This is a genomic window from Verrucosispora sp. WMMD703, assembly GCF_049178935.1.
GTDB lineage: Bacteria > Actinomycetota > Actinomycetes > Mycobacteriales > Micromonosporaceae > Micromonospora > Micromonospora sediminimaris.
In genome coordinates, this window is record NZ_JBMHMM010000004.1 from 1 (window position 1) to 21,226 (window position 21,226).

At 68.5% G+C, this 21,226-nt stretch carries 24 protein-coding genes; 4 read left to right on the top strand and 20 right to left on the bottom strand.

The window, feature by feature from the left end:
• From ACN26Z_RS00555 to ACN26Z_RS00590, 8 genes are all read right to left on the bottom strand, one after another.
• On the bottom strand, positions 1-734 hold a 734-nt coding region (locus tag ACN26Z_RS00555), incomplete at its 3' end, for a bifunctional DNA primase/polymerase (RefSeq protein WP_421459570.1).
• 16 nt (positions 735-750) lie between these two features.
• Positions 751-993: a hypothetical protein gene (locus tag ACN26Z_RS00560; protein WP_421459559.1), complete on the bottom strand. Its 243-nt coding sequence runs from the start codon at positions 991-993 to the stop codon at positions 751-753.
• 53 nt (positions 994-1,046) lie between these two features.
• The gene (locus ACN26Z_RS00565) at positions 1,047-1,346 is read right to left on the bottom strand and encodes a hypothetical protein (RefSeq protein WP_421459560.1); all 300 of its coding nucleotides are present in this window, start codon (positions 1,344-1,346) and stop codon (positions 1,047-1,049) included.
• A complete protein-coding gene (locus tag ACN26Z_RS00570; protein ID WP_421459561.1) occupies positions 1,343-1,594 on the bottom strand; it encodes a hypothetical protein in 252 nt (83 codons plus the stop codon). The genes ACN26Z_RS00565 and ACN26Z_RS00570 overlap by 4 nt, the downstream gene beginning before the upstream one ends.
• 141 nt (positions 1,595-1,735) lie before the next feature.
• Entirely contained in the window at positions 1,736-3,922 is a 2,187-nt protein-coding gene (locus ACN26Z_RS00575) for a cell division protein FtsK (protein ID WP_421459562.1), read from the bottom strand.
• Between the two features lie 91 nt (positions 3,923-4,013).
• Positions 4,014-4,877 carry an ABC transporter permease gene (locus tag ACN26Z_RS00580; protein WP_421459563.1) on the bottom strand — a complete coding sequence of 288 codons (864 nt, stop codon included), beginning with the start codon at positions 4,875-4,877 and terminating at the stop codon, positions 4,014-4,016.
• Positions 4,874-5,248: an RRQRL motif-containing zinc-binding protein gene (locus ACN26Z_RS00585; protein ID WP_421459564.1), complete on the bottom strand. Its 375-nt coding sequence runs from the start codon at positions 5,246-5,248 to the stop codon at positions 4,874-4,876. Before ACN26Z_RS00585 ends, ACN26Z_RS00580 begins: the two co-directional genes overlap by 4 nt.
• Positions 5,248-5,496 carry a DUF6284 family protein gene (locus ACN26Z_RS00590; protein WP_421459565.1) on the bottom strand — a complete coding sequence of 83 codons (249 nt, stop codon included), beginning with the start codon at positions 5,494-5,496 and terminating at the stop codon, positions 5,248-5,250. The genes ACN26Z_RS00585 and ACN26Z_RS00590 overlap by 1 nt, the downstream gene beginning before the upstream one ends.
• A 908-nt stretch (positions 5,497-6,404) precedes the next feature.
• Between ACN26Z_RS00590 and ACN26Z_RS00595 the strand changes: the two genes are divergently transcribed.
• The 3 genes from ACN26Z_RS00595 to ACN26Z_RS00605 all read left to right on the top strand — a co-directional run bounded on the left by ACN26Z_RS00595 (position 6,405) and on the right by ACN26Z_RS00605 (position 9,577).
• Entirely contained in the window at positions 6,405-7,571 is a 1,167-nt protein-coding gene (locus tag ACN26Z_RS00595; RefSeq protein ID WP_421459566.1) for a hypothetical protein, read from the top strand.
• A 5-nt stretch (positions 7,572-7,576) separates the two neighbouring features.
• Positions 7,577-8,122 (top strand): cysteine hydrolase, encoded by a 546-nt coding sequence (locus ACN26Z_RS00600; RefSeq protein ID WP_421459567.1) that lies wholly within the window; start codon positions 7,577-7,579, stop codon positions 8,120-8,122.
• Between the two features lie 84 nt (positions 8,123-8,206).
• Positions 8,207-9,577 carry a hypothetical protein gene (locus tag ACN26Z_RS00605; RefSeq protein WP_421459568.1) on the top strand — a complete coding sequence of 457 codons (1,371 nt, stop codon included), beginning with the start codon at positions 8,207-8,209 and terminating at the stop codon, positions 9,575-9,577.
• 283 nt (positions 9,578-9,860) lie between these two features.
• Here ACN26Z_RS00605 and ACN26Z_RS00610 read toward each other — a convergent pair whose 3' ends face one another.
• The 12 genes from ACN26Z_RS00610 to ACN26Z_RS00665 form a co-directional block, all read right to left on the bottom strand.
• The gene (locus tag ACN26Z_RS00610; protein WP_421459571.1) at positions 9,861-11,126 is read right to left on the bottom strand and encodes a tyrosine-type recombinase/integrase; all 1,266 of its coding nucleotides are present in this window, start codon (positions 11,124-11,126) and stop codon (positions 9,861-9,863) included.
• A gap of 17 nt (positions 11,127-11,143) precedes the next feature.
• Complete coding sequence (locus tag ACN26Z_RS00615) at positions 11,144-11,353, bottom strand: helix-turn-helix domain-containing protein (protein WP_421459572.1); 210 nt, start codon at positions 11,351-11,353, stop codon at positions 11,144-11,146.
• The gene (locus tag ACN26Z_RS00620; RefSeq protein ID WP_421464741.1) at positions 11,350-11,547 is read right to left on the bottom strand and encodes a hypothetical protein; all 198 of its coding nucleotides are present in this window, start codon (positions 11,545-11,547) and stop codon (positions 11,350-11,352) included. The genes ACN26Z_RS00615 and ACN26Z_RS00620 overlap by 4 nt, the downstream gene beginning before the upstream one ends.
• 340 nt (positions 11,548-11,887) lie before the next feature.
• On the bottom strand, positions 11,888-13,489 hold the full coding sequence (locus ACN26Z_RS00625; RefSeq protein ID WP_421459573.1) for a YfjI family protein: 1,602 nt from the start codon (positions 13,487-13,489) through the stop codon (positions 11,888-11,890).
• Positions 13,486-14,388, bottom strand: a complete 903-nt coding sequence (locus tag ACN26Z_RS00630; protein WP_421459574.1) for a bifunctional DNA primase/polymerase — start codon at positions 14,386-14,388, stop codon at positions 13,486-13,488. The genes ACN26Z_RS00625 and ACN26Z_RS00630 overlap by 4 nt, the downstream gene beginning before the upstream one ends.
• 16 nt (positions 14,389-14,404) lie before the next feature.
• Positions 14,405-14,647, bottom strand: coding sequence for a hypothetical protein (locus tag ACN26Z_RS00635; protein ID WP_421459559.1), 243 nt, complete (start codon positions 14,645-14,647; stop codon positions 14,405-14,407).
• A 53-nt stretch (positions 14,648-14,700) separates the two neighbouring features.
• Positions 14,701-15,000, bottom strand: a complete 300-nt coding sequence (locus ACN26Z_RS00640) for a hypothetical protein (protein ID WP_421459560.1) — start codon at positions 14,998-15,000, stop codon at positions 14,701-14,703.
• Positions 14,997-15,248 carry a hypothetical protein gene (locus ACN26Z_RS00645; RefSeq protein ID WP_421459561.1) on the bottom strand — a complete coding sequence of 84 codons (252 nt, stop codon included), beginning with the start codon at positions 15,246-15,248 and terminating at the stop codon, positions 14,997-14,999. The genes ACN26Z_RS00640 and ACN26Z_RS00645 overlap by 4 nt, the downstream gene beginning before the upstream one ends.
• A gap of 141 nt (positions 15,249-15,389) precedes the next feature.
• Positions 15,390-17,576 (bottom strand): cell division protein FtsK, encoded by a 2,187-nt coding sequence (locus ACN26Z_RS00650; protein ID WP_421459562.1) that lies wholly within the window; start codon positions 17,574-17,576, stop codon positions 15,390-15,392.
• A 91-nt stretch (positions 17,577-17,667) separates the two neighbouring features.
• Positions 17,668-18,531 (bottom strand): ABC transporter permease, encoded by an 864-nt coding sequence (locus tag ACN26Z_RS00655; protein WP_421459563.1) that lies wholly within the window; start codon positions 18,529-18,531, stop codon positions 17,668-17,670.
• Positions 18,528-18,902, bottom strand: coding sequence for an RRQRL motif-containing zinc-binding protein (locus ACN26Z_RS00660; RefSeq protein WP_421459564.1), 375 nt, complete (start codon positions 18,900-18,902; stop codon positions 18,528-18,530). Before ACN26Z_RS00660 ends, ACN26Z_RS00655 begins: the two co-directional genes overlap by 4 nt.
• Positions 18,902-19,150, bottom strand: a complete 249-nt coding sequence (locus ACN26Z_RS00665) for a DUF6284 family protein (RefSeq protein WP_421459565.1) — start codon at positions 19,148-19,150, stop codon at positions 18,902-18,904. Before ACN26Z_RS00665 ends, ACN26Z_RS00660 begins: the two co-directional genes overlap by 1 nt.
• 908 nt (positions 19,151-20,058) lie before the next feature.
• Between ACN26Z_RS00665 and ACN26Z_RS00670 the strand changes: the two genes are divergently transcribed.
• Positions 20,059-21,225 (top strand): hypothetical protein, encoded by a 1,167-nt coding sequence (locus ACN26Z_RS00670; RefSeq protein ID WP_421459566.1) that lies wholly within the window; start codon positions 20,059-20,061, stop codon positions 21,223-21,225.
• Position 21,226: the final 1 nt, after the last annotated feature.

Genomic DNA, 21,226 nt, shown 5'->3' on the forward strand with positions numbered 1-21,226 from the left:
GCGGCCACGTACAGGCTGCGGTTCCGCTCGCCCGGCGCGGCGGCGGTCACCCGGTCGACTTCCCGGGCGATGGCGGCCCGCACATAGGCACCGGCCCGGCCGGTGCCGAGGTCGACCACCACGGGCCGCTGTTCCGGCAGTGGTGCGGGGGCGAGCAGGTCGGCGAGCCATCCGGGCAGCGGCGCGGGATCGACGTCGAGGGCGACGGTGTAGGGCCGTGCGGCGACGGTCGAGCCGGCGGCGACGACGTAGCCACCGGCGGCGCGGGTGTCGACCATCGGCCCGAGCGTCCCGGCCGTGTTCCGGAGAGCCGGGCCGGTGGCCGGGTGTTGGTAGTAGAGGTGGGTGCCGCCTCGGCCGGTGGTCACGGTGTAGGTCGGATCGATGGTCGCCCGGTGGGAGTCGGCCAGTGCGGCGAGCACCACCAGGCCGTCCCGGTGGCTCACCTCGGCGGGCTGTTTCGGAGTGTCGAGGTCGACCACCACGAGCCGAGACGGCCCGCACGCGATGCCGATGCCGTACGGGCGGGCAGACCATGCGCGGCGGATGCGGTCCGGGTCGGTGGTGGCCCGGACCTCCCACCCAACGTGTCCGGCACGGCAGCGAGGGTCACGGCCGGTGCACCGGTCGGCCGCATGGTCAGGGAAGGCGGGCCGCTTGCCGTCGGGACGGAGCGGAAAAACATGCCATCCGCGTTCGGCGTGGCCGAGCGCGGCGGTGAGCAGGTCAGACATGGGGAAGTTCTCCTGATCAGGCGGTCTTGCGGCGGGCGGTGTCCAGGTCGAGCAGCGCCGCGCCGCCGGTGTCCGGCGTGCGGCCTAACGGCCGGGTGGCGGTGGCGATGGACAGCCGCAGGTAGAGGCGGCACCGACCGGCATCAGCGCCGGTCAGCGGGCGGCGGGTGCCGCGTTGGGCGACGTGGTGCCCGGCGGCGGTGAAAGCAGCGGTGGCGGCGTCTAGCTCGGCCGGTGTGCCGGTCAGCCAGATTTCCAACCCGGACAGCCGGGCATCGCGAGGGGAAGCGCCATCGCGGCGCGGCCCGGCCATCACGCGGCCCGACGCGGCCGAGGCTGCGCCGCGATCGCCGCGCGGGTGACGGCCTGGCGCACGTCGCCGAGCAGGCCGACCAACTGACGGCGTGCGGCCACCTCGGTCGGGGCGAGCGCCACCCTGACGCGCACCTCGGCATGGTCGCGGCCGGCGGCGGACCGCACGCGCACGAGCACCGCCCGCGCGTGACCAGCGTCGACCACGATTTCGGCGGAGCGGTGTTCGCCGAGGTTGCAGCGGTGGCCACCGGCGCACCAGCCGGTGTGACCGTCGCGGGCGCTGCGGTGGCGGTTCATCGCTTGCCTGCCTGGTACTCGTCTTTGATGTGGTTGATGACGTGCCGGCCGACGCGCAGCCGTAGTCCGGTGCCCGCGCAGCGGCGGCATTCCCGCCCGGCGCGGCTGATCGGGGAGCGTTTGCGGCCGGTGCCGTGGCAGGTGCGGCAGCGTCCGAACGGGACGACCACGCACGCGGCGAGGTAACCGAGGGTGAGTATGGCGAGGGTGAGGCAGGGGGCGGTGGCTAGCAGGGTGCGGGGGTCCATGACAGCCTCCAGGGCCGGTTTCGGGGTGTGTTCGGTGGAGGCCGCTAGATTCCTAGCGTCCTGATCAGGGTTCGGATGCCGTCCTAGGGGTGGTCCTAGGTCTAGGAGTCGTGTGGTCCTAGACCTAGGACCGATCGCGGGTTAGCTCGCGTCCCGTTTGCGGTTACGCTCTGCGATGGCGGCGATGATGGCGGCGCGTTCGAAACCGCCTCGGTTGGCTCCCTTGCCGGTGTCCGGATCGGTGCCCCACGTCTGGCCGACCTTCACGCCGAACGGCTTGAGGGCCACGGTCACCTGCTCGGCGTCCCACCCGCCGTAGGTGTCCGGGCGCAGCTCGGCCAGGCGGGCGGCGACGGTGCGGCACCACACCTTGGCCTCATTTGCGGGAACCACGGCGGTGATGTCTTCCAGCAGGTTGAACGACAGCGCCGGGGCGGTTGCGGGTTGCTCGCCGAGCGCGTGCCCGGTCAGCCGTCCGGCAGCCTCGCGGGCGGCGCGAGCGCGGGCGGCGATCCGCTCGGCGAGGGGTCCGTCGATGTTGACGGTGGTGGTGATCCTCGCGTCGGCTCCCTCACCGACGAAGTAGCCGGTGCCCTTGTCGGTCCAGGCGAACATGGTCGCCCGGATGCCCTGCTTGTACTGCGAGGTACCGAGCACCATGTCGTTCTCGGTCTGCCCCATCACCTTCAAGCAGAACCGCGTCGACGCGTTCGCCGAGATGCCGGTCGGCAGGCTCTTGGCATCCGGCCGCTGCGTGGCGAACACGGGGATGATCCCCAGTGCCGGCCCGCGCTTCACGAGGTCGGTGGAGATGGCCTCCAACTCCTTGCCGTACTCGGGGTGCTCGAACCACTTCTGGCACTCGTCCACCCCGATGACCAGCGGATGCAGGCCAAGCGACTTCTTCGACGCCAACTCGGGGGTGACCTTGTTCTCGGGGCACAGGTCGCGGGGCAGGTCGCGGATCACCTTGGCGCGGCGGCGCAACTCGTCGCGCAGCTCCCGCATACCGGCCACCGCGTACTCGATGTCCTCGTCTTCCTCACCGGCGCGGTAGCGGTGCGCGACCTGCTCCAACGCGGACAGGTCACCGGTGCCCTTGAGGTCGTAGGCGTGGATCTCCGCACGCGGATCGAGCGCGGCGATCAGCAGCACCTCCCGCAGCGCGAACGTCTTGCCCATACGCGGGATGGAACCGATGACCATCGCCATGAACATCAACGTCAGCTCGACCCACCGGCCGCGCGGGTCGGTGCCGAACGGCTGCGGCCGGAACAGGTCCACCGTCCCTGCCTTGAGCAGCGGCCACACCGGCTTACGGGCCTTCGACATGTCCTGATCGCCCACCCACAACACGAGGCGGCCGGGGTGCACCTCGGGCTGTCCCTCCGGCCACACACAGCCAAGCGGCCGGGACAGGCCAGCGGCCAGCTTTTCCCGCTTCTCGATGACCTCGGTGGCGGTGACGCCGTTGGGCAGCTCCACATCCGCGCGCCAGCCGGGGCCGTCACGGGTGATCGGGGCGGGAAACCAGTCCTTGCCCCGGTCGCCCTTGGAGATGGCCTGGTTGATGCCGGTGATGCCGAGGTTGCCCAACGCCCGCACCACCACATCCGAGGTCAGCTTCTGCACACGGGGAACGACCACGGCGGTGTCGAGCAGCGGCTTGTCCGCCGGACGGCCCAACGCACCCAACGCGGCCAGCAGCGCGGCGAGGGTGGCATACCGGGCCTCGGGCGGGGCGAGCGCGTAGGCGATACCCAGCGCCGGGAGCACGCCGAGCACCACGGCGGCGGTGACGAACCCACGCCACCGCACCCGCTGGTCACGCAACCGCGACACCTTCAGGTACAACTCGGCGTCGCCCTTGTCCGCCAACACCTGCCGCACATGCTCGCCTTGCAGGTCGAACAACCACCGACCCCAACCCGTCAGGATGCGGTACGCGCCGCGCGGGGCACGCCACGCCAACTTCCCGACGTACTTCGGGCTACGGGTCAGGTGATAGGTGCCAGCGTGGAACAGGTGACCGACCGTCCACCGGGCCGCGTCGCGCAGCTCGGCCCGCGAACGCAGCCACGCAGGCACGATGGGCCGACGCTTCGCGTCCTGCAACCCGGCCACGGTGAACCGCGGGGACCGCTGCGCGGCAGGCGAGTCAACCAGTCGCGGGCCGATGGTGGCCTCGGCCGGGTCGTTGTCGGGGGCGGCGGATTGACGGCGGGACCGGGCGGCGTCCAGGTCGACCACCTCGGCATCCGGGCCGGGGGCGTTCAGGTCGCGCTCGGCGGCCTGCCAGTCGAAACGGTCATCATCAGGGGCAGTCATGATGGGGGTTCCTCCAACGGTCTACGGATCAGCAGAGGGACCGGCGGCACGGCGCAGGTTGGGAAGCCAGGGGCCGTGCCGCCGGGCGGAACTAGTCGTGCGAGCGCACCAGGTGCGCCAGTGCGGCGCCCATGCCGAGCACCGCCACCGGCAGCACCGACACAGCGGTGGTGATCCACCACGGCGCACCGTTCGGCGGTGCCACGAGCAGGTGATAGGCGACCTGGCCGAGCGCACCGACCAGCAGTGAGGCGATGGCCGACCACTTCGCGAACTCACGCGCCCGGTGCGGTACCCGGCCGGACAGCCAGACGTACAGCGCGTACGCGCCGTACGTCTCCACGCCGATCGGCAGGGTGATGGCGGTATTGATCGCGAATCCGTCCGCGATACCGGGTAGCGGGTGCACCACCCCGAACCCGGTGAGTCCGCCGAGGCCGACCCACCCGGACCAGATCGCCACGAACGCGGGAAGCGCCAGCAGGATCACCGGCCACGCGGCCACCGGCCGGACCGGCGCTGCCGGGGTGGGCGTGTCCGGGTGACCGACCGTCGTGGCCTCGGCGGGCGGCGCGGGCGGTGGGATCTTCACCGGCTCGGCGGGCGGTGGCGCGTGCTCGGGCACGACCGGGGTGGGTGCCGGGTCCGAGCCGATCGGCTCGGCGTAGTCCAACCGAAGCGCGGGCGGCGTGTCGATGTCGGTCTGCGGTGCCAGCAGCGCACCCCGAACGGCCATCGCCGAGCGCAGGGTGTCGGTACGGGTCCGCTCGGCGTGCTCGGCCCGCAGCCGGGCGAGCAGGTCATCGGCCTTCGGCGCGCCGATGCGGAACTCGCGCATCAGCCGGTTGCGCGACGGGAACTCCTGCCCGTCCGGCAGTTCCAGAGCGCGAGCGGCCGGCAGCAGTGCCTCTACCGGCTGCGGATACTTCGTGCCGTTGATCGTGGGGGCGGTCATGCTGCTTCCTCCATCGGGTAGGCGCAGTCGACGCACTCGCCGAGCGAGCGCGGGATGCAGTAGGGCCGGACAACTCGGCAGGTCGGGCAGGTGCGGCGGGCGGTCAACGCCGCGCGGATCGCGCGTAGCTGCGCGGGGGTGGCGGTGCGCTTCGGCCGGGCCAAATCGAGGCGGTACAGGTAGGCGGTGCGGGTGCCACCGATGCCGCGCCAGAGGATCTGCGCGGCGATCGGCTGACCACCTGGGCATAGGCCGGCGGCGCGCAGCTGGCGGCGGGTGGCGTAGCCCGGCGGTGCGCCGCGCCACCAGAACGTCGGGATGCCGTACCGCGACCCGTCCGGGTCGTAGTAGGCGGCGCGGATGCGGGACATCAGGCCGCGCGCTGCGGATCGGTGCTGCGGGCGGCCACCTCGGCGGCGGCGCGGGTCACGCGGGCCTCAGCCCGACGCAGCCGACGCCAGTCCAGCGCGGTCGGGCCGCCGTGGTCCTCGGCGTAGAGCATGGTGATCTGCGCGTCGAGCACGTCGAGTTCAGCGGCGATCAGCGGCCACTCGGTGTCGATCGCGGCCAGGTCAGCAGCGGTCGGCTCAGCGGTGGCGGTGGGGAGGTGGGTGATCACTTCGATCGGTTCCTTCCAGAACGGCGAGAGCGCAACACGGGCCGGCAGGGGCGGCAGTGACGCTCGTCGGGTGCCAGCGGGGCGAGCCCGCCGCAGCGGTGGCAGGTACGCCAAACGGCGCTGTTCTTGGTGGTCACTCGAACGGCAGCGAAGACGCTCACGGTCATGACGGCTCACCTCCACAAGCGGGGATCAAGACGGGAAACCGGGGTGAGGCCGCGCACCAGAACGGCGCGACGCCCCACCCCGGGGCAGATGCAGAGAGGCAGAAGACAGTCCGCGCGCCAAGACCTAGCCCGCTCGGCCCGCTCGCCCTGGATCTACAGGGGTCGGCCACCGTGTGACTCAAGGCGGGAATACCGCAAGCCAGATCAAACGCGGCGCTTCTGCTCTGAAGTTGTCAAAGACCAACCGCACAGCGGGACGTAGGCGCGCAGCGCTGCTACGCACTGCCTTCCTCGGACCCCAACTGACGAGATACAACGTGGCGTTGTATTCGTGACGCTACAACGCCACGTTGTATTCGCGCAAGCACCCGTACCACGTAGGCTTGTACTGATGACTGACGCTGACCTGCCCGCCGACTGGTGGACGACGGACCACGTACGCACCTACCTCGCGTCGGTAGGTGCCCCGATCAGTCGCGCAACCTGGGCTTCATACGTCTCACGCGGGCAGGCTCCCGCGCCTGACCGAGTATTCGGCCGGTCTCCGGCGTGGCAGCCCGAGACCATCCGAAAGTGGCAGGCCGAGAGGCCGCGCCGAGGCACCACCGGCTAGGTCGGATCATCTGGTGCCTCCTGTCCTCGGTTCCCGTCTGCGGCGGCACCTTGCTCGCCTGCCAATGAGACTGCCCGGCGGGCGGCCTTCCGGGCAGGTCCTACGCACGGACACGAAGGACACGGCGTATGTCCACTGAGGTTCCTCGGCAGTACAAGCCGAACCTTGTGCTGGTCAACCGCCGGAAGGCGGTCGGTTGGGAGTCGCGCAAGCGCGCCGCGCGGGAGCTGCACCGCGTTGGCCAGCAGCGCGGCATCCGCGAGACGCCCACCGTTGAGGCCATCGAAAAGGCGATGTACCGCCACGAGACCGGGCGAGTGGCGGTCACCGACCCCATCTACCGCCAGCTCTACTGCCTGGCGTACGACGCAAAGCCCCACGACCTGTTCGGCGAACTGACCGGCAGCGCCGAAGATCGGCCGCACTTCACGGCGCGATCCCACAAGTTCGTGACAGCGTTCGTCGGCGCTGAGAGGTCCGCCCGGTTGCGGGAAGTCACGGGCTGCACGCCGGCCACAGGAGAGTGGCATACCTGCTACTCGGCACCCGTCGAACACCCGGAAGGCGACTGCACGCTCTACGTCTGGCCGTGCGGGTCGACAGTCTTCCACCTGGTCGAGCCGGTCCAGCTATCCACGATCGCAGCGCTCGCAGCATGGCGGGCCGTCTCGTACGGCGACAACATCAAGTGGGCTATCGACTACCTCGCACCCGTCGCGCCCGTGGTTGACGAGTCTGCGGTGTACGTCCTGGGTGCTCATTGGGTTGTTGAGCCAGCGTGGCCGGCAGAGTTGCTGGAGACTGCGCTACGCATTATGTCGACGCCAAAGGTGTTGCTGCACCGAGACCGTGCCATGGATGACGAACACCTGGCACATGCAGAGCTAATCGAACAGTCGTTGCTCTCTGAGGCGTATGACCATGTGGGCATCGAGTCATTCGGCGTACGCGGCATTTCAGCGGGCTACGCCTCATGGTCCGGCGTCGTGTACCACCCAATCTCGGCCGAGCGCTCCTTGACGGAAGCCGAGATGACTTCCTGTGAGCTTGCGATTCAATCCGTGTGGGCATATTGCGACGCAATCGCCCGTCAAGTAGAGCAAGGGAAAGACCCACAGGTGCCGCCGGAATATGGATGGCGCTACCTCCGTGGAGTACGCTCCCGTCTGACTGTCTCTCGCCTGCGGGAGACCGGACAGCATCAGGCGATGCGTCGAGCGATTCTGCGGACGTGCGACCTAATGCCAGCACTAGACCAAGCCATCGAAACCCTCCGCGATACGAATCGAGGTTGAGCCCAATGACGTCGGGTCGCCCTGTGCTTGTCGTGACCGACATGCAGAACGGGTTCGTACGCGAGCAGTCGGCGCATATCGTTCCTATCGTCGTGGGTCTGGTTGACCGCTGGCAGGAAGCCGGCGGCGAGACGGTTTTCACCCGCTACCTGAACTATCCCGGCAGTCCGTTCGAGCGCTTTTTCGGTTGGCGGCGACTTCAATCCCCCCCGGAAACGGACATTGTCTCCGAACTTCGCCCGTTCGTCAAAAGAGGGATGATTCTAGACAAGAGGATCTACAGTCCCTTTACAGATGAAGGCATTCGACTGTTTGAACAGCAAGACTGGGACCATCTCTACTTCTGCGGCATCGCAACGGAAAGTTGCGTTTTGAAGGGTGCTGTTGACGCATTCGAGCGGGGCTTTACACCGTGGCTAATTGCTGACGCTTCCGCCAGCCACGCCGGGGCCGAAGCTCACGCTGCCGGGCTGCTCGTCGCTCGGCGCTTCATAGGACCCGGCCAGGTCATTGAACTTAAAGACATCCCAGCCGGGCTGCTAGCAGAATAGCGGCAAGTAAATGCCAACTGCACGAGGTGGGCCATTCATTATCCAACCGCCTAGCTGTAGCTCATGGAGCGACAAGGGAGCGACATGAAAGATGGCCAGTACCGGTTCGGGGCGTTCGAGCTTCAGGTTGTGAATGCGGGAAACCGATATCTCGCCCGTGCAGCTGCCGTTCGGCGACTTGCCTCGATAGCAGTGGGAATAACCCCAGAGAGGCTTCCTGATTTCTATTCAGCCGAACTGGAGGCAATGTCAAATACGCAGTTAGATCAACTTACTGGGCAACTGGAAAAGTTAGCCGGGTTATTTCATGAAGCAGTGGACGCGCAGCGCAGGGGTGAAAAGTGGGAAACGCCTCGGGCAATTGCACCGAATACTTCCGATCCACATGTCAATGAATTGGTTTTCCGACTCCTCAATGCGGGAACAGCGAGGACCATAACGCCAGATCCCACCGAAACCCTATGCAAATCACTACTCATGTTGAGCGTCAGCGATTTCGAGCTACTAATCGGCAAGGTCGCCTCCGCCATAATGCACAAAGTCCCCGATGCGGTAAGGGGAGCGGACGCAACGTTAACCTTGGCGCAGCTTACCCAATTCGGCAGCGTACAGGCCGCAGTAAATTACGTTATTGAGAGACGAGTGGAGGACTTGCTTCGAGCAAGCCTAGCCGACTGGGAATCATGGTTCGGAGGTTTTGGCGTTAAGTTTCGTGATATGACTGATCATTGGCCTCACTTCGCGGAAATCTTTGCACGACGTAATCTCGTCGTTCATAACGATGGCAAGGCAAACCAGCAGTACCTATCGCGGCTGCGAGACGCAGGGTGGACCGACGATCTCCCAGAAGCTGGTAACATGATCGTAGTTGACCCGGCATATCTGTCGCTAGCACTTGACCGCATGACAGCCTTTGCCGCGCTGCTTACGACAGGATGCTTGTTGCAGATCGAGAAGGGGTCCATCCTTCCCATCGCCTGGCTGTCAGGCAAGGTCCAGGAAATTTCGGAGAGCGGCCATCAAAACGCGGTAAGGACTATAACGACAACAATTCTGCGCACCAGCCGGGGCCGTCTGTCGCGTCAGCATGACCTCGATTTTCGAATTCGCCAGTGGATCGCGATGCGACAACTAGGTGAAGAACGCAAAATGCGCCGCGAGGTTGAGGCATGGGACATAGGTGGACTGGAACCATATTACGTGCACGTTCGTGCGGTATTGCTCGAAAAAACCGAGTACGCTATCCAATCCACACGAGATCTACTTGATGCGGGTAAGTTGACTCCGCTCAGGATACGGCTAGATCCCCTCTACCAAGGATTACGAGATAGCGGGGCGTTGGATTCGGTTATTTTGGCCCAGCCACCGATGGCCCGTCAGCCCGCTGAAGATCCCGTTGCGACGCAGAGAACGACCCCACCGGCAACAGAGAGCGGAGACAGGGGCAGGCCCTAGACGGTGCAGTGCTGCTGCCCTGCCCTCGTCTCACTTGTCGTCTCGTTCGTCCACGTACGGGGGCGGCTGTAGACGGACATCAGGTACAGCCCACTGAAGTGGTGAACTGGTTGAATCAAGGACGTACGAAGCTGAGCAGACTTGGAAAGCGTGTTGGGTTAACACCCTCACGAGTTCGAATCTCGTATCCTCCGCTCACCTGAGCTGGAAAAACGACAGGGCCGGCCCCCGAAGGGACCGGCCCTGAGTCGTGTCTACGGTCGCTCTCGTCTCAGTTGTCGTCTCACTTGCCCTGCTCCGGCTCGTCAGGCGGCGGCTCGGTGGCCTTCTCCCCCGACCCGCTCGGCGGGTCACCCCAGAGCAGTCCGCCGAGTTGCTGCGCGATGTCCCGGCGTACCTGGTCGGTCATGTGCTGGTACCGGACGGCCATCGCCGAGTTAGACCAGCCCATGATGCCCATCACGGCGCGGCCGGAGACGCCGAGAACCAGAAGCACGGTGGCGGCGGTATGCCGAGCGTCGTGCAGTCGGCCATCCCGCACTCCGGCAAGCTTGAGAAGCCGTTTCCACTCGTCGTAGTCCGTCGCCTGGTGGATCGCCTCGCCAGTCGGCGAGGCAAATACCCATCCCTCGTCCCGCCAGAGTTGCGCGGCGGTTTCGCGCTCGGCGTCCTGTTCTTTCCGGTGCCGGCGCAGCAGGTCGACCAGGGCATCCGGCAGACCGATCGAGCGTCGACCAGCACGCGATTTCGTGTCAGCCGCAATCGGGCGGTCGTTCACCCGCTCGGGGCATTGACCGGACAACTTCTGTTCACACTTCCCGTCGCAGCCGTGCCGCCATTTCGGCCGAAGTAGTGCCCGGCGGACGGTCAACGATCCGTTGTCCAAATCCACGTCTGACCATTTCAGGCCGAGCGCTTCGCCCTGGCGCAGACCAAGCGCCAACGCCACCGCCCATCGCGCGCTGTTCCGCCGTGACGATGCCGCACGCAGGATCGCCTGTACTTCCGGAACGGAGTAGGGCTGCACCTCGGAATCCGGCAGTCGGGGCGGCTTGGCCAACGCGGCAGGGTTCCGGGCGAGGTGCCCACGGCGGACCGCTTCGCCGAGTGCCGTGCGGATGGTCCGGTGCGCCTGGTGGGCGGTGCCGGCCGCGCTGCCGTTGGCCATCATCCGGACGTAAAGCCGTTCCAGGTGTTCCGGCTCCAGGCGGTCAAGGCGGTGGGCACCGACACCGGGAATCAGGTGCCGACGAACGGCGACCCGGTAGCCGTCGAGCGTGTTCGTCCGCACCACCGGGCCGGCGATGTTCTCGACCCAATGCGTTAGCCACTTCTCGACCGTCCAGCGGCTACCCGGCTTCCGAACCGTGCCGTTGTCGCGCTCCCGTTCCAGGGCACGCACCTTGCGGATTACCTCGGCCTCGGTTTTCGCCTGAACGTGCCGCCGGTCCGGCTTGCCGTCGTCCTTGACGCCGACAGTTACCCGGCCATGCCAGTAGCCGTCACCGCCCTTGTAGATGCTGGATGCGCCGTTCGGCTTTCTTCCCATTCGACGGGCTCCTTTCGTCAGGCGGCGTGGTCGAGTTGCGTCGGGTTGGCCAGGAGGCTCTGCACGTACTCGTCAAGGCAGAAGGTGGGCACTCGGCGTAGACGGCCGATCGTGACGGTGCGAATCTGACCCGTCTTGATTAGGGCGTACATCGTGGTGCGGCCGATACCGAGTCGCTCTGCGGCTTGCTCGATGGTCAGAACCAGGTGGTTGTCGGGGGTGCTCATCGGCGGGTGTCCTCCCTCGGGGTGGCGTCGAGGTAGATGCGCTGGAACATCGGGGATCGGCGGTCGGGGTAGGGCCGGGACGCAGAGCGGATGTGCAGCACTCGGGCGATGGCGGCGAGTGCTGCGGCTGTTTCAGTGGGTGTGCCGTGCAGCCTGATTCGCACGGTGGCGGCCTTCCGGTCGGTGGCGGTCACTTGTGGAGGGATAGGGAGGTATCACCGCAGAACGCCGCAGAACGGCCCGCTGAGAGCGCCACAGAGGCAAGATCTCGGGTGTTCCGGTGTAGGGCGTAGGGCGTGGCGCTCTCAGTCGCTCTCAGCGGGCCGTTTCCGGCCACCGGCGAGCCGGTCGGATGACTGCTGTCGGTCGGGTGGTGGGGCCGGGAGGCGTTGACACGTTGACAATCCGCCGACATTCGAGCGTTTCCGCAGGCAGCGGCGGGTGCGCGGGTGTCAACGGGGGCCGTTGACAGGCGTTGACACCCGTTGACACCGGGCGGGCCGGCGGTGGGTTGTCAACGCCTGTCAACGGCTGTCAACGCGACCCGTTGACACCCTCGCGCATGTCTTGACCTGCGGAAACGTCGGGGTCGGGGTCGGGTGTCAGCGTGTCAACGCTTCCGGACTCGTCGGCGGTGGCGCGTGGGTGCAGTTCGTAGCGTCCGTCCGGGCCGTGGCGGACCCATCCGAGCGCGGCCAGCTCGGCGAGCACCGCCGACACGTCATCGGACTTCGGTAGCCGGCGGGACACCCGGCGGTGTAGCTCCCGGCGGGTGAACGTCGTCATGCCCTTGCCGGTGAGCACGCCGAGCACGTACCGGGCGTTCTCCACCGCCGTGTCGGTGCCGATGGCGGTGAGGGCGGCCCGGTAGTGCGCGGCGAAGAACTCGGCCAGCCGTACGGCGTCGGTCATCCGGTCGGCGTCGATCGGTCGCAGCCACGCATCGGTCGGATGGTGCGCGACGTGCAACAGCCCGGCCAGCCGCAGCGTTGCGCCGGTGAGCTTGTTGCCCCACTCGCGCATGTCGTACAGGGTGCCGCCGGGCCGTAGCTCGGCTTCGACCTGCTCGGCGGCGGCCCGCCGCACGCGGCCGGCGTCGTCGGTGAGGGTGACCACGTTCGGGTCGGGCCACTCGGCGAACGTCGCGGCCAGGTCGTGTACCCGGTGGCGGTAGCCGGCGGTCACCTGCTCCGGCACCGGCGGCGTGTCCACCGGCCGATACCCCGCCAGGGATCGGGGTAGGGCGAACAGGAACCGGGCCGGCAGGCCACGCCCGGCCAGGTCGGCGTTCCCGCCGAACTTGCGCAGCACGGTCGGCTGCGCCATCACGCACACCGTGAGCGCCGGCTTGTCGACGGATGCGCCTTCGCGGGTCTGCCGTTCGTTGCTCATCGGCTGACCCGCATGCCCTTTCAGGTAGGGGTCGAGGTTCGGCGCACCGGAGTACCGGCCGGCGAGGGTGTCGAAGATCCCGCCCTCATCCGAGATGATCGCCATCCGTCCACCGTTCGCGGCCATCAACCCGATCAGCGCTTCCGGGGTGGCGTCGTCCACGATCAGTTTCGGCAAGGTCGGAACCGTGATGGCCTCGGCGGCGATGGCAGCGGCGACGGCCTCGGCCGCTGCTTCGTCGCGCTTGTGCGGGTCGCTGGCCTTCGCCGCAGCCGTCTTCGCCTGCTCGGCCTGCCGGTCGGCGATATCCCGCAACGCGGCGGCCTCAGCGATCCGAGGCCGCGCCGCCTCAGCGAGCGTCGACTGAGCGGCGAACAGAGGCGCGGTCATCGCCCGATGCACCGGGGACTTCCGTTCGCCGGGGCCGGCGATGACGGCGGCGAAGACGTTCACCGGCTCCCGCCACCCGGGCACCGGTTCGACTTCCAACCGGCCACCCGCGCACGCGGACAGCACGGCCATGGCGAGGGTGCCGGCCATCGCCGGGTCGGTGGCAGTGAACCGGGCCACCCCGGTCACCATGTCGCCCAACCAGCGGGGGAACACCTCCACCGGGAACGGCGGCGGCGCGGTGGTGGGGCCGGTCAGGGGCACTGGAACATCCCACAGCGGCCCGGCCGGCGACTGTTCGGCGGTGGTGTGCGGGTGGTCGGTGGTCACGAGGTGGAGACGGGCGGCGCTCATGCGGCCACCGTCCGAGGCCGGCGGGCACCGGCGGTCAGGCCGGATCGGACGGTGCGATACGCCTCGGCGGTGCGCAGCCCGGACGACACTGCGGCCTGTTCCAGCACGCTGTGAGCGTCATCCTCGGTCAGCGCGCCACCGGCCACGAGTTGCCCGAGCGCGACGGCGGCCACGTACAGGCTGCGGTTCCGCTCGCCCGGCGCGGCGGCGGTCACCCGGTCGACTTCCCGGGCGATGGCGGCCCGCACATAGGCACCGGCCCGGCCGGTGCCGAGGTCGACCACCACGGGCCGCTGTTCCGGCAGTGGTGCGGGGGCGAGCAGGTCGGCGAGCCATCCGGGCAGCGGCGCGGGATCGACGTCGAGGGCGACGGTGTAGGGCCGTGCGGCGACGGTCGAGCCGGCGGCGACGACGTAGCCACCGGCGGCGCGGGTGTCGACCATCGGCCCGAGCGTCCCGGCCGTGTTCCGGAGAGCCGGGCCGGTGGCCGGGTGTTGGTAGTAGAGGTGGGTGCCGCCTCGGCCGGTGGTCACGGTGTAGGTCGGATCGATGGTCGCCCGGTGGGAGTCGGCCAGTGCGGCGAGCACCACCAGGCCGTCCCGGTGGCTCACCTCGGCGGGCTGTTTCGGAGTGTCGAGGTCGACCACCACGAGCCGAGACGGCCCGCACGCGATGCCGATGCCGTACGGGCGGGCAGACCATGCGCGGCGGATGCGGTCCGGGTCGGTGGTGGCCCGGACCTCCCACCCAACGTGTCCGGCACGGCAGCGAGGGTCACGGCCGGTGCACCGGTCGGCCGCATGGTCAGGGAAGGCGGGCCGCTTGCCGTCGGGACGGAGCGGAAAAACATGCCATCCGCGTTCGGCGTGGCCGAGCGCGGCGGTGAGCAGGTCAGACATGGGGAAGTTCTCCTGATCAGGCGGTCTTGCGGCGGGCGGTGTCCAGGTCGAGCAGCGCCGCGCCGCCGGTGTCCGGCGTGCGGCCTAACGGCCGGGTGGCGGTGGCGATGGACAGCCGCAGGTAGAGGCGGCACCGACCGGCATCAGCGCCGGTCAGCGGGCGGCGGGTGCCGCGTTGGGCGACGTGGTGCCCGGCGGCGGTGAAAGCAGCGGTGGCGGCGTCTAGCTCGGCCGGTGTGCCGGTCAGCCAGATTTCCAACCCGGACAGCCGGGCATCGCGAGGGGAAGCGCCATCGCGGCGCGGCCCGGCCATCACGCGGCCCGACGCGGCCGAGGCTGCGCCGCGATCGCCGCGCGGGTGACGGCCTGGCGCACGTCGCCGAGCAGGCCGACCAACTGACGGCGTGCGGCCACCTCGGTCGGGGCGAGCGCCACCCTGACGCGCACCTCGGCATGGTCGCGGCCGGCGGCGGACCGCACGCGCACGAGCACCGCCCGCGCGTGACCAGCGTCGACCACGATTTCGGCGGAGCGGTGTTCGCCGAGGTTGCAGCGGTGGCCACCGGCGCACCAGCCGGTGTGACCGTCGCGGGCGCTGCGGTGGCGGTTCATCGCTTGCCTGCCTGGTACTCGTCTTTGATGTGGTTGATGACGTGCCGGCCGACGCGCAGCCGTAGTCCGGTGCCCGCGCAGCGGCGGCATTCCCGCCCGGCGCGGCTGATCGGGGAGCGTTTGCGGCCGGTGCCGTGGCAGGTGCGGCAGCGTCCGAACGGGACGACCACGCACGCGGCGAGGTAACCGAGGGTGAGTATGGCGAGGGTGAGGCAGGGGGCGGTGGCTAGCAGGGTGCGGGGGTCCATGACAGCCTCCAGGGCCGGTTTCGGGGTGTGTTCGGTGGAGGCCGCTAGATTCCTAGCGTCCTGATCAGGGTTCGGATGCCGTCCTAGGGGTGGTCCTAGGTCTAGGAGTCGTGTGGTCCTAGACCTAGGACCGATCGCGGGTTAGCTCGCGTCCCGTTTGCGGTTACGCTCTGCGATGGCGGCGATGATGGCGGCGCGTTCGAAACCGCCTCGGTTGGCTCCCTTGCCGGTGTCCGGATCGGTGCCCCACGTCTGGCCGACCTTCACGCCGAACGGCTTGAGGGCCACGGTCACCTGCTCGGCGTCCCACCCGCCGTAGGTGTCCGGGCGCAGCTCGGCCAGGCGGGCGGCGACGGTGCGGCACCACACCTTGGCCTCATTTGCGGGAACCACGGCGGTGATGTCTTCCAGCAGGTTGAACGACAGCGCCGGGGCGGTTGCGGGTTGCTCGCCGAGCGCGTGCCCGGTCAGCCGTCCGGCAGCCTCGCGGGCGGCGCGAGCGCGGGCGGCGATCCGCTCGGCGAGGGGTCCGTCGATGTTGACGGTGGTGGTGATCCTCGCGTCGGCTCCCTCACCGACGAAGTAGCCGGTGCCCTTGTCGGTCCAGGCGAACATGGTCGCCCGGATGCCCTGCTTGTACTGCGAGGTACCGAGCACCATGTCGTTCTCGGTCTGCCCCATCACCTTCAAGCAGAACCGCGTCGACGCGTTCGCCGAGATGCCGGTCGGCAGGCTCTTGGCATCCGGCCGCTGCGTGGCGAACACGGGGATGATCCCCAGTGCCGGCCCGCGCTTCACGAGGTCGGTGGAGATGGCCTCCAACTCCTTGCCGTACTCGGGGTGCTCGAACCACTTCTGGCACTCGTCCACCCCGATGACCAGCGGATGCAGGCCAAGCGACTTCTTCGACGCCAACTCGGGGGTGACCTTGTTCTCGGGGCACAGGTCGCGGGGCAGGTCGCGGATCACCTTGGCGCGGCGGCGCAACTCGTCGCGCAGCTCCCGCATACCGGCCACCGCGTACTCGATGTCCTCGTCTTCCTCACCGGCGCGGTAGCGGTGCGCGACCTGCTCCAACGCGGACAGGTCACCGGTGCCCTTGAGGTCGTAGGCGTGGATCTCCGCACGCGGATCGAGCGCGGCGATCAGCAGCACCTCCCGCAGCGCGAACGTCTTGCCCATACGCGGGATGGAACCGATGACCATCGCCATGAACATCAACGTCAGCTCGACCCACCGGCCGCGCGGGTCGGTGCCGAACGGCTGCGGCCGGAACAGGTCCACCGTCCCTGCCTTGAGCAGCGGCCACACCGGCTTACGGGCCTTCGACATGTCCTGATCGCCCACCCACAACACGAGGCGGCCGGGGTGCACCTCGGGCTGTCCCTCCGGCCACACACAGCCAAGCGGCCGGGACAGGCCAGCGGCCAGCTTTTCCCGCTTCTCGATGACCTCGGTGGCGGTGACGCCGTTGGGCAGCTCCACATCCGCGCGCCAGCCGGGGCCGTCACGGGTGATCGGGGCGGGAAACCAGTCCTTGCCCCGGTCGCCCTTGGAGATGGCCTGGTTGATGCCGGTGATGCCGAGGTTGCCCAACGCCCGCACCACCACATCCGAGGTCAGCTTCTGCACACGGGGAACGACCACGGCGGTGTCGAGCAGCGGCTTGTCCGCCGGACGGCCCAACGCACCCAACGCGGCCAGCAGCGCGGCGAGGGTGGCATACCGGGCCTCGGGCGGGGCGAGCGCGTAGGCGATACCCAGCGCCGGGAGCACGCCGAGCACCACGGCGGCGGTGACGAACCCACGCCACCGCACCCGCTGGTCACGCAACCGCGACACCTTCAGGTACAACTCGGCGTCGCCCTTGTCCGCCAACACCTGCCGCACATGCTCGCCTTGCAGGTCGAACAACCACCGACCCCAACCCGTCAGGATGCGGTACGCGCCGCGCGGGGCACGCCACGCCAACTTCCCGACGTACTTCGGGCTACGGGTCAGGTGATAGGTGCCAGCGTGGAACAGGTGACCGACCGTCCACCGGGCCGCGTCGCGCAGCTCGGCCCGCGAACGCAGCCACGCAGGCACGATGGGCCGACGCTTCGCGTCCTGCAACCCGGCCACGGTGAACCGCGGGGACCGCTGCGCGGCAGGCGAGTCAACCAGTCGCGGGCCGATGGTGGCCTCGGCCGGGTCGTTGTCGGGGGCGGCGGATTGACGGCGGGACCGGGCGGCGTCCAGGTCGACCACCTCGGCATCCGGGCCGGGGGCGTTCAGGTCGCGCTCGGCGGCCTGCCAGTCGAAACGGTCATCATCAGGGGCAGTCATGATGGGGGTTCCTCCAACGGTCTACGGATCAGCAGAGGGACCGGCGGCACGGCGCAGGTTGGGAAGCCAGGGGCCGTGCCGCCGGGCGGAACTAGTCGTGCGAGCGCACCAGGTGCGCCAGTGCGGCGCCCATGCCGAGCACCGCCACCGGCAGCACCGACACAGCGGTGGTGATCCACCACGGCGCACCGTTCGGCGGTGCCACGAGCAGGTGATAGGCGACCTGGCCGAGCGCACCGACCAGCAGTGAGGCGATGGCCGACCACTTCGCGAACTCACGCGCCCGGTGCGGTACCCGGCCGGACAGCCAGACGTACAGCGCGTACGCGCCGTACGTCTCCACGCCGATCGGCAGGGTGATGGCGGTATTGATCGCGAATCCGTCCGCGATACCGGGTAGCGGGTGCACCACCCCGAACCCGGTGAGTCCGCCGAGGCCGACCCACCCGGACCAGATCGCCACGAACGCGGGAAGCGCCAGCAGGATCACCGGCCACGCGGCCACCGGCCGGACCGGCGCTGCCGGGGTGGGCGTGTCCGGGTGACCGACCGTCGTGGCCTCGGCGGGCGGCGCGGGCGGTGGGATCTTCACCGGCTCGGCGGGCGGTGGCGCGTGCTCGGGCACGACCGGGGTGGGTGCCGGGTCCGAGCCGATCGGCTCGGCGTAGTCCAACCGAAGCGCGGGCGGCGTGTCGATGTCGGTCTGCGGTGCCAGCAGCGCACCCCGAACGGCCATCGCCGAGCGCAGGGTGTCGGTACGGGTCCGCTCGGCGTGCTCGGCCCGCAGCCGGGCGAGCAGGTCATCGGCCTTCGGCGCGCCGATGCGGAACTCGCGCATCAGCCGGTTGCGCGACGGGAACTCCTGCCCGTCCGGCAGTTCCAGAGCGCGAGCGGCCGGCAGCAGTGCCTCTACCGGCTGCGGATACTTCGTGCCGTTGATCGTGGGGGCGGTCATGCTGCTTCCTCCATCGGGTAGGCGCAGTCGACGCACTCGCCGAGCGAGCGCGGGATGCAGTAGGGCCGGACAACTCGGCAGGTCGGGCAGGTGCGGCGGGCGGTCAACGCCGCGCGGATCGCGCGTAGCTGCGCGGGGGTGGCGGTGCGCTTCGGCCGGGCCAAATCGAGGCGGTACAGGTAGGCGGTGCGGGTGCCACCGATGCCGCGCCAGAGGATCTGCGCGGCGATCGGCTGACCACCTGGGCATAGGCCGGCGGCGCGCAGCTGGCGGCGGGTGGCGTAGCCCGGCGGTGCGCCGCGCCACCAGAACGTCGGGATGCCGTACCGCGACCCGTCCGGGTCGTAGTAGGCGGCGCGGATGCGGGACATCAGGCCGCGCGCTGCGGATCGGTGCTGCGGGCGGCCACCTCGGCGGCGGCGCGGGTCACGCGGGCCTCAGCCCGACGCAGCCGACGCCAGTCCAGCGCGGTCGGGCCGCCGTGGTCCTCGGCGTAGAGCATGGTGATCTGCGCGTCGAGCACGTCGAGTTCAGCGGCGATCAGCGGCCACTCGGTGTCGATCGCGGCCAGGTCAGCAGCGGTCGGCTCAGCGGTGGCGGTGGGGAGGTGGGTGATCACTTCGATCGGTTCCTTCCAGAACGGCGAGAGCGCAACACGGGCCGGCAGGGGCGGCAGTGACGCTCGTCGGGTGCCAGCGGGGCGAGCCCGCCGCAGCGGTGGCAGGTACGCCAAACGGCGCTGTTCTTGGTGGTCACTCGAACGGCAGCGAAGACGCTCACGGTCATGACGGCTCACCTCCACAAGCGGGGATCAAGACGGGAAACCGGGGTGAGGCCGCGCACCAGAACGGCGCGACGCCCCACCCCGGGGCAGATGCAGAGAGGCAGAAGACAGTCCGCGCGCCAAGACCTAGCCCGCTCGGCCCGCTCGCCCTGGATCTACAGGGGTCGGCCACCGTGTGACTCAAGGCGGGAATACCGCAAGCCAGATCAAACGCGGCGCTTCTGCTCTGAAGTTGTCAAAGACCAACCGCACAGCGGGACGTAGGCGCGCAGCGCTGCTACGCACTGCCTTCCTCGGACCCCAACTGACGAGATACAACGTGGCGTTGTATTCGTGACGCTACAACGCCACGTTGTATTCGCGCAAGCACCCGTACCACGTAGGCTTGTACTGATGACTGACGCTGACCTGCCCGCCGACTGGTGGACGACGGACCACGTACGCACCTACCTCGCGTCGGTAGGTGCCCCGATCAGTCGCGCAACCTGGGCTTCATACGTCTCACGCGGGCAGGCTCCCGCGCCTGACCGAGTATTCGGCCGGTCTCCGGCGTGGCAGCCCGAGACCATCCGAAAGTGGCAGGCCGAGAGGCCGCGCCGAGGCACCACCGGCTAGGTCGGATCATCTGGTGCCTCCTGTCCTCGGTTCCCGTCTGCGGCGGCACCTTGCTCGCCTGCCAATGAGACTGCCCGGCGGGCGGCCTTCCGGGCAGGTCCTACGCACGGACACGAAGGACACGGCGTATGTCCACTGAGGTTCCTCGGCAGTACAAGCCGAACCTTGTGCTGGTCAACCGCCGGAAGGCGGTCGGTTGGGAGTCGCGCAAGCGCGCCGCGCGGGAGCTGCACCGCGTTGGCCAGCAGCGCGGCATCCGCGAGACGCCCACCGTTGAGGCCATCGAAAAGGCGATGTACCGCCACGAGACCGGGCGAGTGGCGGTCACCGACCCCATCTACCGCCAGCTCTACTGCCTGGCGTACGACGCAAAGCCCCACGACCTGTTCGGCGAACTGACCGGCAGCGCCGAAGATCGGCCGCACTTCACGGCGCGATCCCACAAGTTCGTGACAGCGTTCGTCGGCGCTGAGAGGTCCGCCCGGTTGCGGGAAGTCACGGGCTGCACGCCGGCCACAGGAGAGTGGCATACCTGCTACTCGGCACCCGTCGAACACCCGGAAGGCGACTGCACGCTCTACGTCTGGCCGTGCGGGTCGACAGTCTTCCACCTGGTCGAGCCGGTCCAGCTATCCACGATCGCAGCGCTCGCAGCATGGCGGGCCGTCTCGTACGGCGACAACATCAAGTGGGCTATCGACTACCTCGCACCCGTCGCGCCCGTGGTTGACGAGTCTGCGGTGTACGTCCTGGGTGCTCATTGGGTTGTTGAGCCAGCGTGGCCGGCAGAGTTGCTGGAGACTGCGCTACGCATTATGTCGACGCCAAAGGTGTTGCTGCACCGAGACCGTGCCATGGATGACGAACACCTGGCACATGCAGAGCTAATCGAACAGTCGTTGCTCTCTGAGGCGTATGACCATGTGGGCATCGAGTCATTCGGCGTACGCGGCATTTCAGCGGGCTACGCCTCATGGTCCGGCGTCGTGTACCACCCAATCTCGGCCGAGCGCTCCTTGACGGAAGCCGAGATGACTTCCTGTGAGCTTGCGATTCAATCCGTGTGGGCATATTGCGACGCAATCGCCCGTCAAGTAGAGCAAGGGAAAGACCCACAGGTGCCGCCGGAATATGGATGGCGCTACCTCCGTGGAGTACGCTCCCGTCTGACTGTCTCTCGCCTGCGGGAGACCGGACAGCATCAGGCGATGCGTCGAGCGATTCTGCGGACGTGCGACCTAATGCCAGCACTAGACCAAGCCATCGAAACCCTCCGCGATACGAATCGAGGTTGAG

Coding starts and splice junctions, on each gene's coding strand:
- ACN26Z_RS00645 (WP_421459561.1), bottom strand. CDS start 15,248: ATGGACCCCCGCACCCTGCTAGCCACCGCCCCCTGCCTCACCCTCGCC.
- ACN26Z_RS00625 (WP_421459573.1), bottom strand. CDS start 13,489: ATGAGCGCCGCCCGTCTCCACCTCGTGACCACCGACCACCCGCACACC.
- ACN26Z_RS00595 (WP_421459566.1), top strand. CDS start 6,405: ATGTCCACTGAGGTTCCTCGGCAGTACAAGCCGAACCTTGTGCTGGTC.
- ACN26Z_RS00610 (WP_421459571.1), bottom strand. CDS start 11,126: ATGGGAAGAAAGCCGAACGGCGCATCCAGCATCTACAAGGGCGGTGAC.
- ACN26Z_RS00605 (WP_421459568.1), top strand. CDS start 8,207: ATGAAAGATGGCCAGTACCGGTTCGGGGCGTTCGAGCTTCAGGTTGTG.
- ACN26Z_RS00600 (WP_421459567.1), top strand. CDS start 7,577: ATGACGTCGGGTCGCCCTGTGCTTGTCGTGACCGACATGCAGAACGGG.
- ACN26Z_RS00570 (WP_421459561.1), bottom strand. CDS start 1,594: ATGGACCCCCGCACCCTGCTAGCCACCGCCCCCTGCCTCACCCTCGCC.
- ACN26Z_RS00660 (WP_421459564.1), bottom strand. CDS start 18,902: ATGTCCCGCATCCGCGCCGCCTACTACGACCCGGACGGGTCGCGGTAC.
- ACN26Z_RS00615 (WP_421459572.1), bottom strand. CDS start 11,353: ATGAGCACCCCCGACAACCACCTGGTTCTGACCATCGAGCAAGCCGCA.
- ACN26Z_RS00650 (WP_421459562.1), bottom strand. CDS start 17,576: ATGACTGCCCCTGATGATGACCGTTTCGACTGGCAGGCCGCCGAGCGC.
- ACN26Z_RS00670 (WP_421459566.1), top strand. CDS start 20,059: ATGTCCACTGAGGTTCCTCGGCAGTACAAGCCGAACCTTGTGCTGGTC.
- ACN26Z_RS00585 (WP_421459564.1), bottom strand. CDS start 5,248: ATGTCCCGCATCCGCGCCGCCTACTACGACCCGGACGGGTCGCGGTAC.
- ACN26Z_RS00630 (WP_421459574.1), bottom strand. CDS start 14,388: ATGTCTGACCTGCTCACCGCCGCGCTCGGCCACGCCGAACGCGGATGG.
- ACN26Z_RS00575 (WP_421459562.1), bottom strand. CDS start 3,922: ATGACTGCCCCTGATGATGACCGTTTCGACTGGCAGGCCGCCGAGCGC.
- ACN26Z_RS00580 (WP_421459563.1), bottom strand. CDS start 4,877: ATGACCGCCCCCACGATCAACGGCACGAAGTATCCGCAGCCGGTAGAG.
- ACN26Z_RS00655 (WP_421459563.1), bottom strand. CDS start 18,531: ATGACCGCCCCCACGATCAACGGCACGAAGTATCCGCAGCCGGTAGAG.
- ACN26Z_RS00565 (WP_421459560.1), bottom strand. CDS start 1,346: ATGAACCGCCACCGCAGCGCCCGCGACGGTCACACCGGCTGGTGCGCC.
- ACN26Z_RS00640 (WP_421459560.1), bottom strand. CDS start 15,000: ATGAACCGCCACCGCAGCGCCCGCGACGGTCACACCGGCTGGTGCGCC.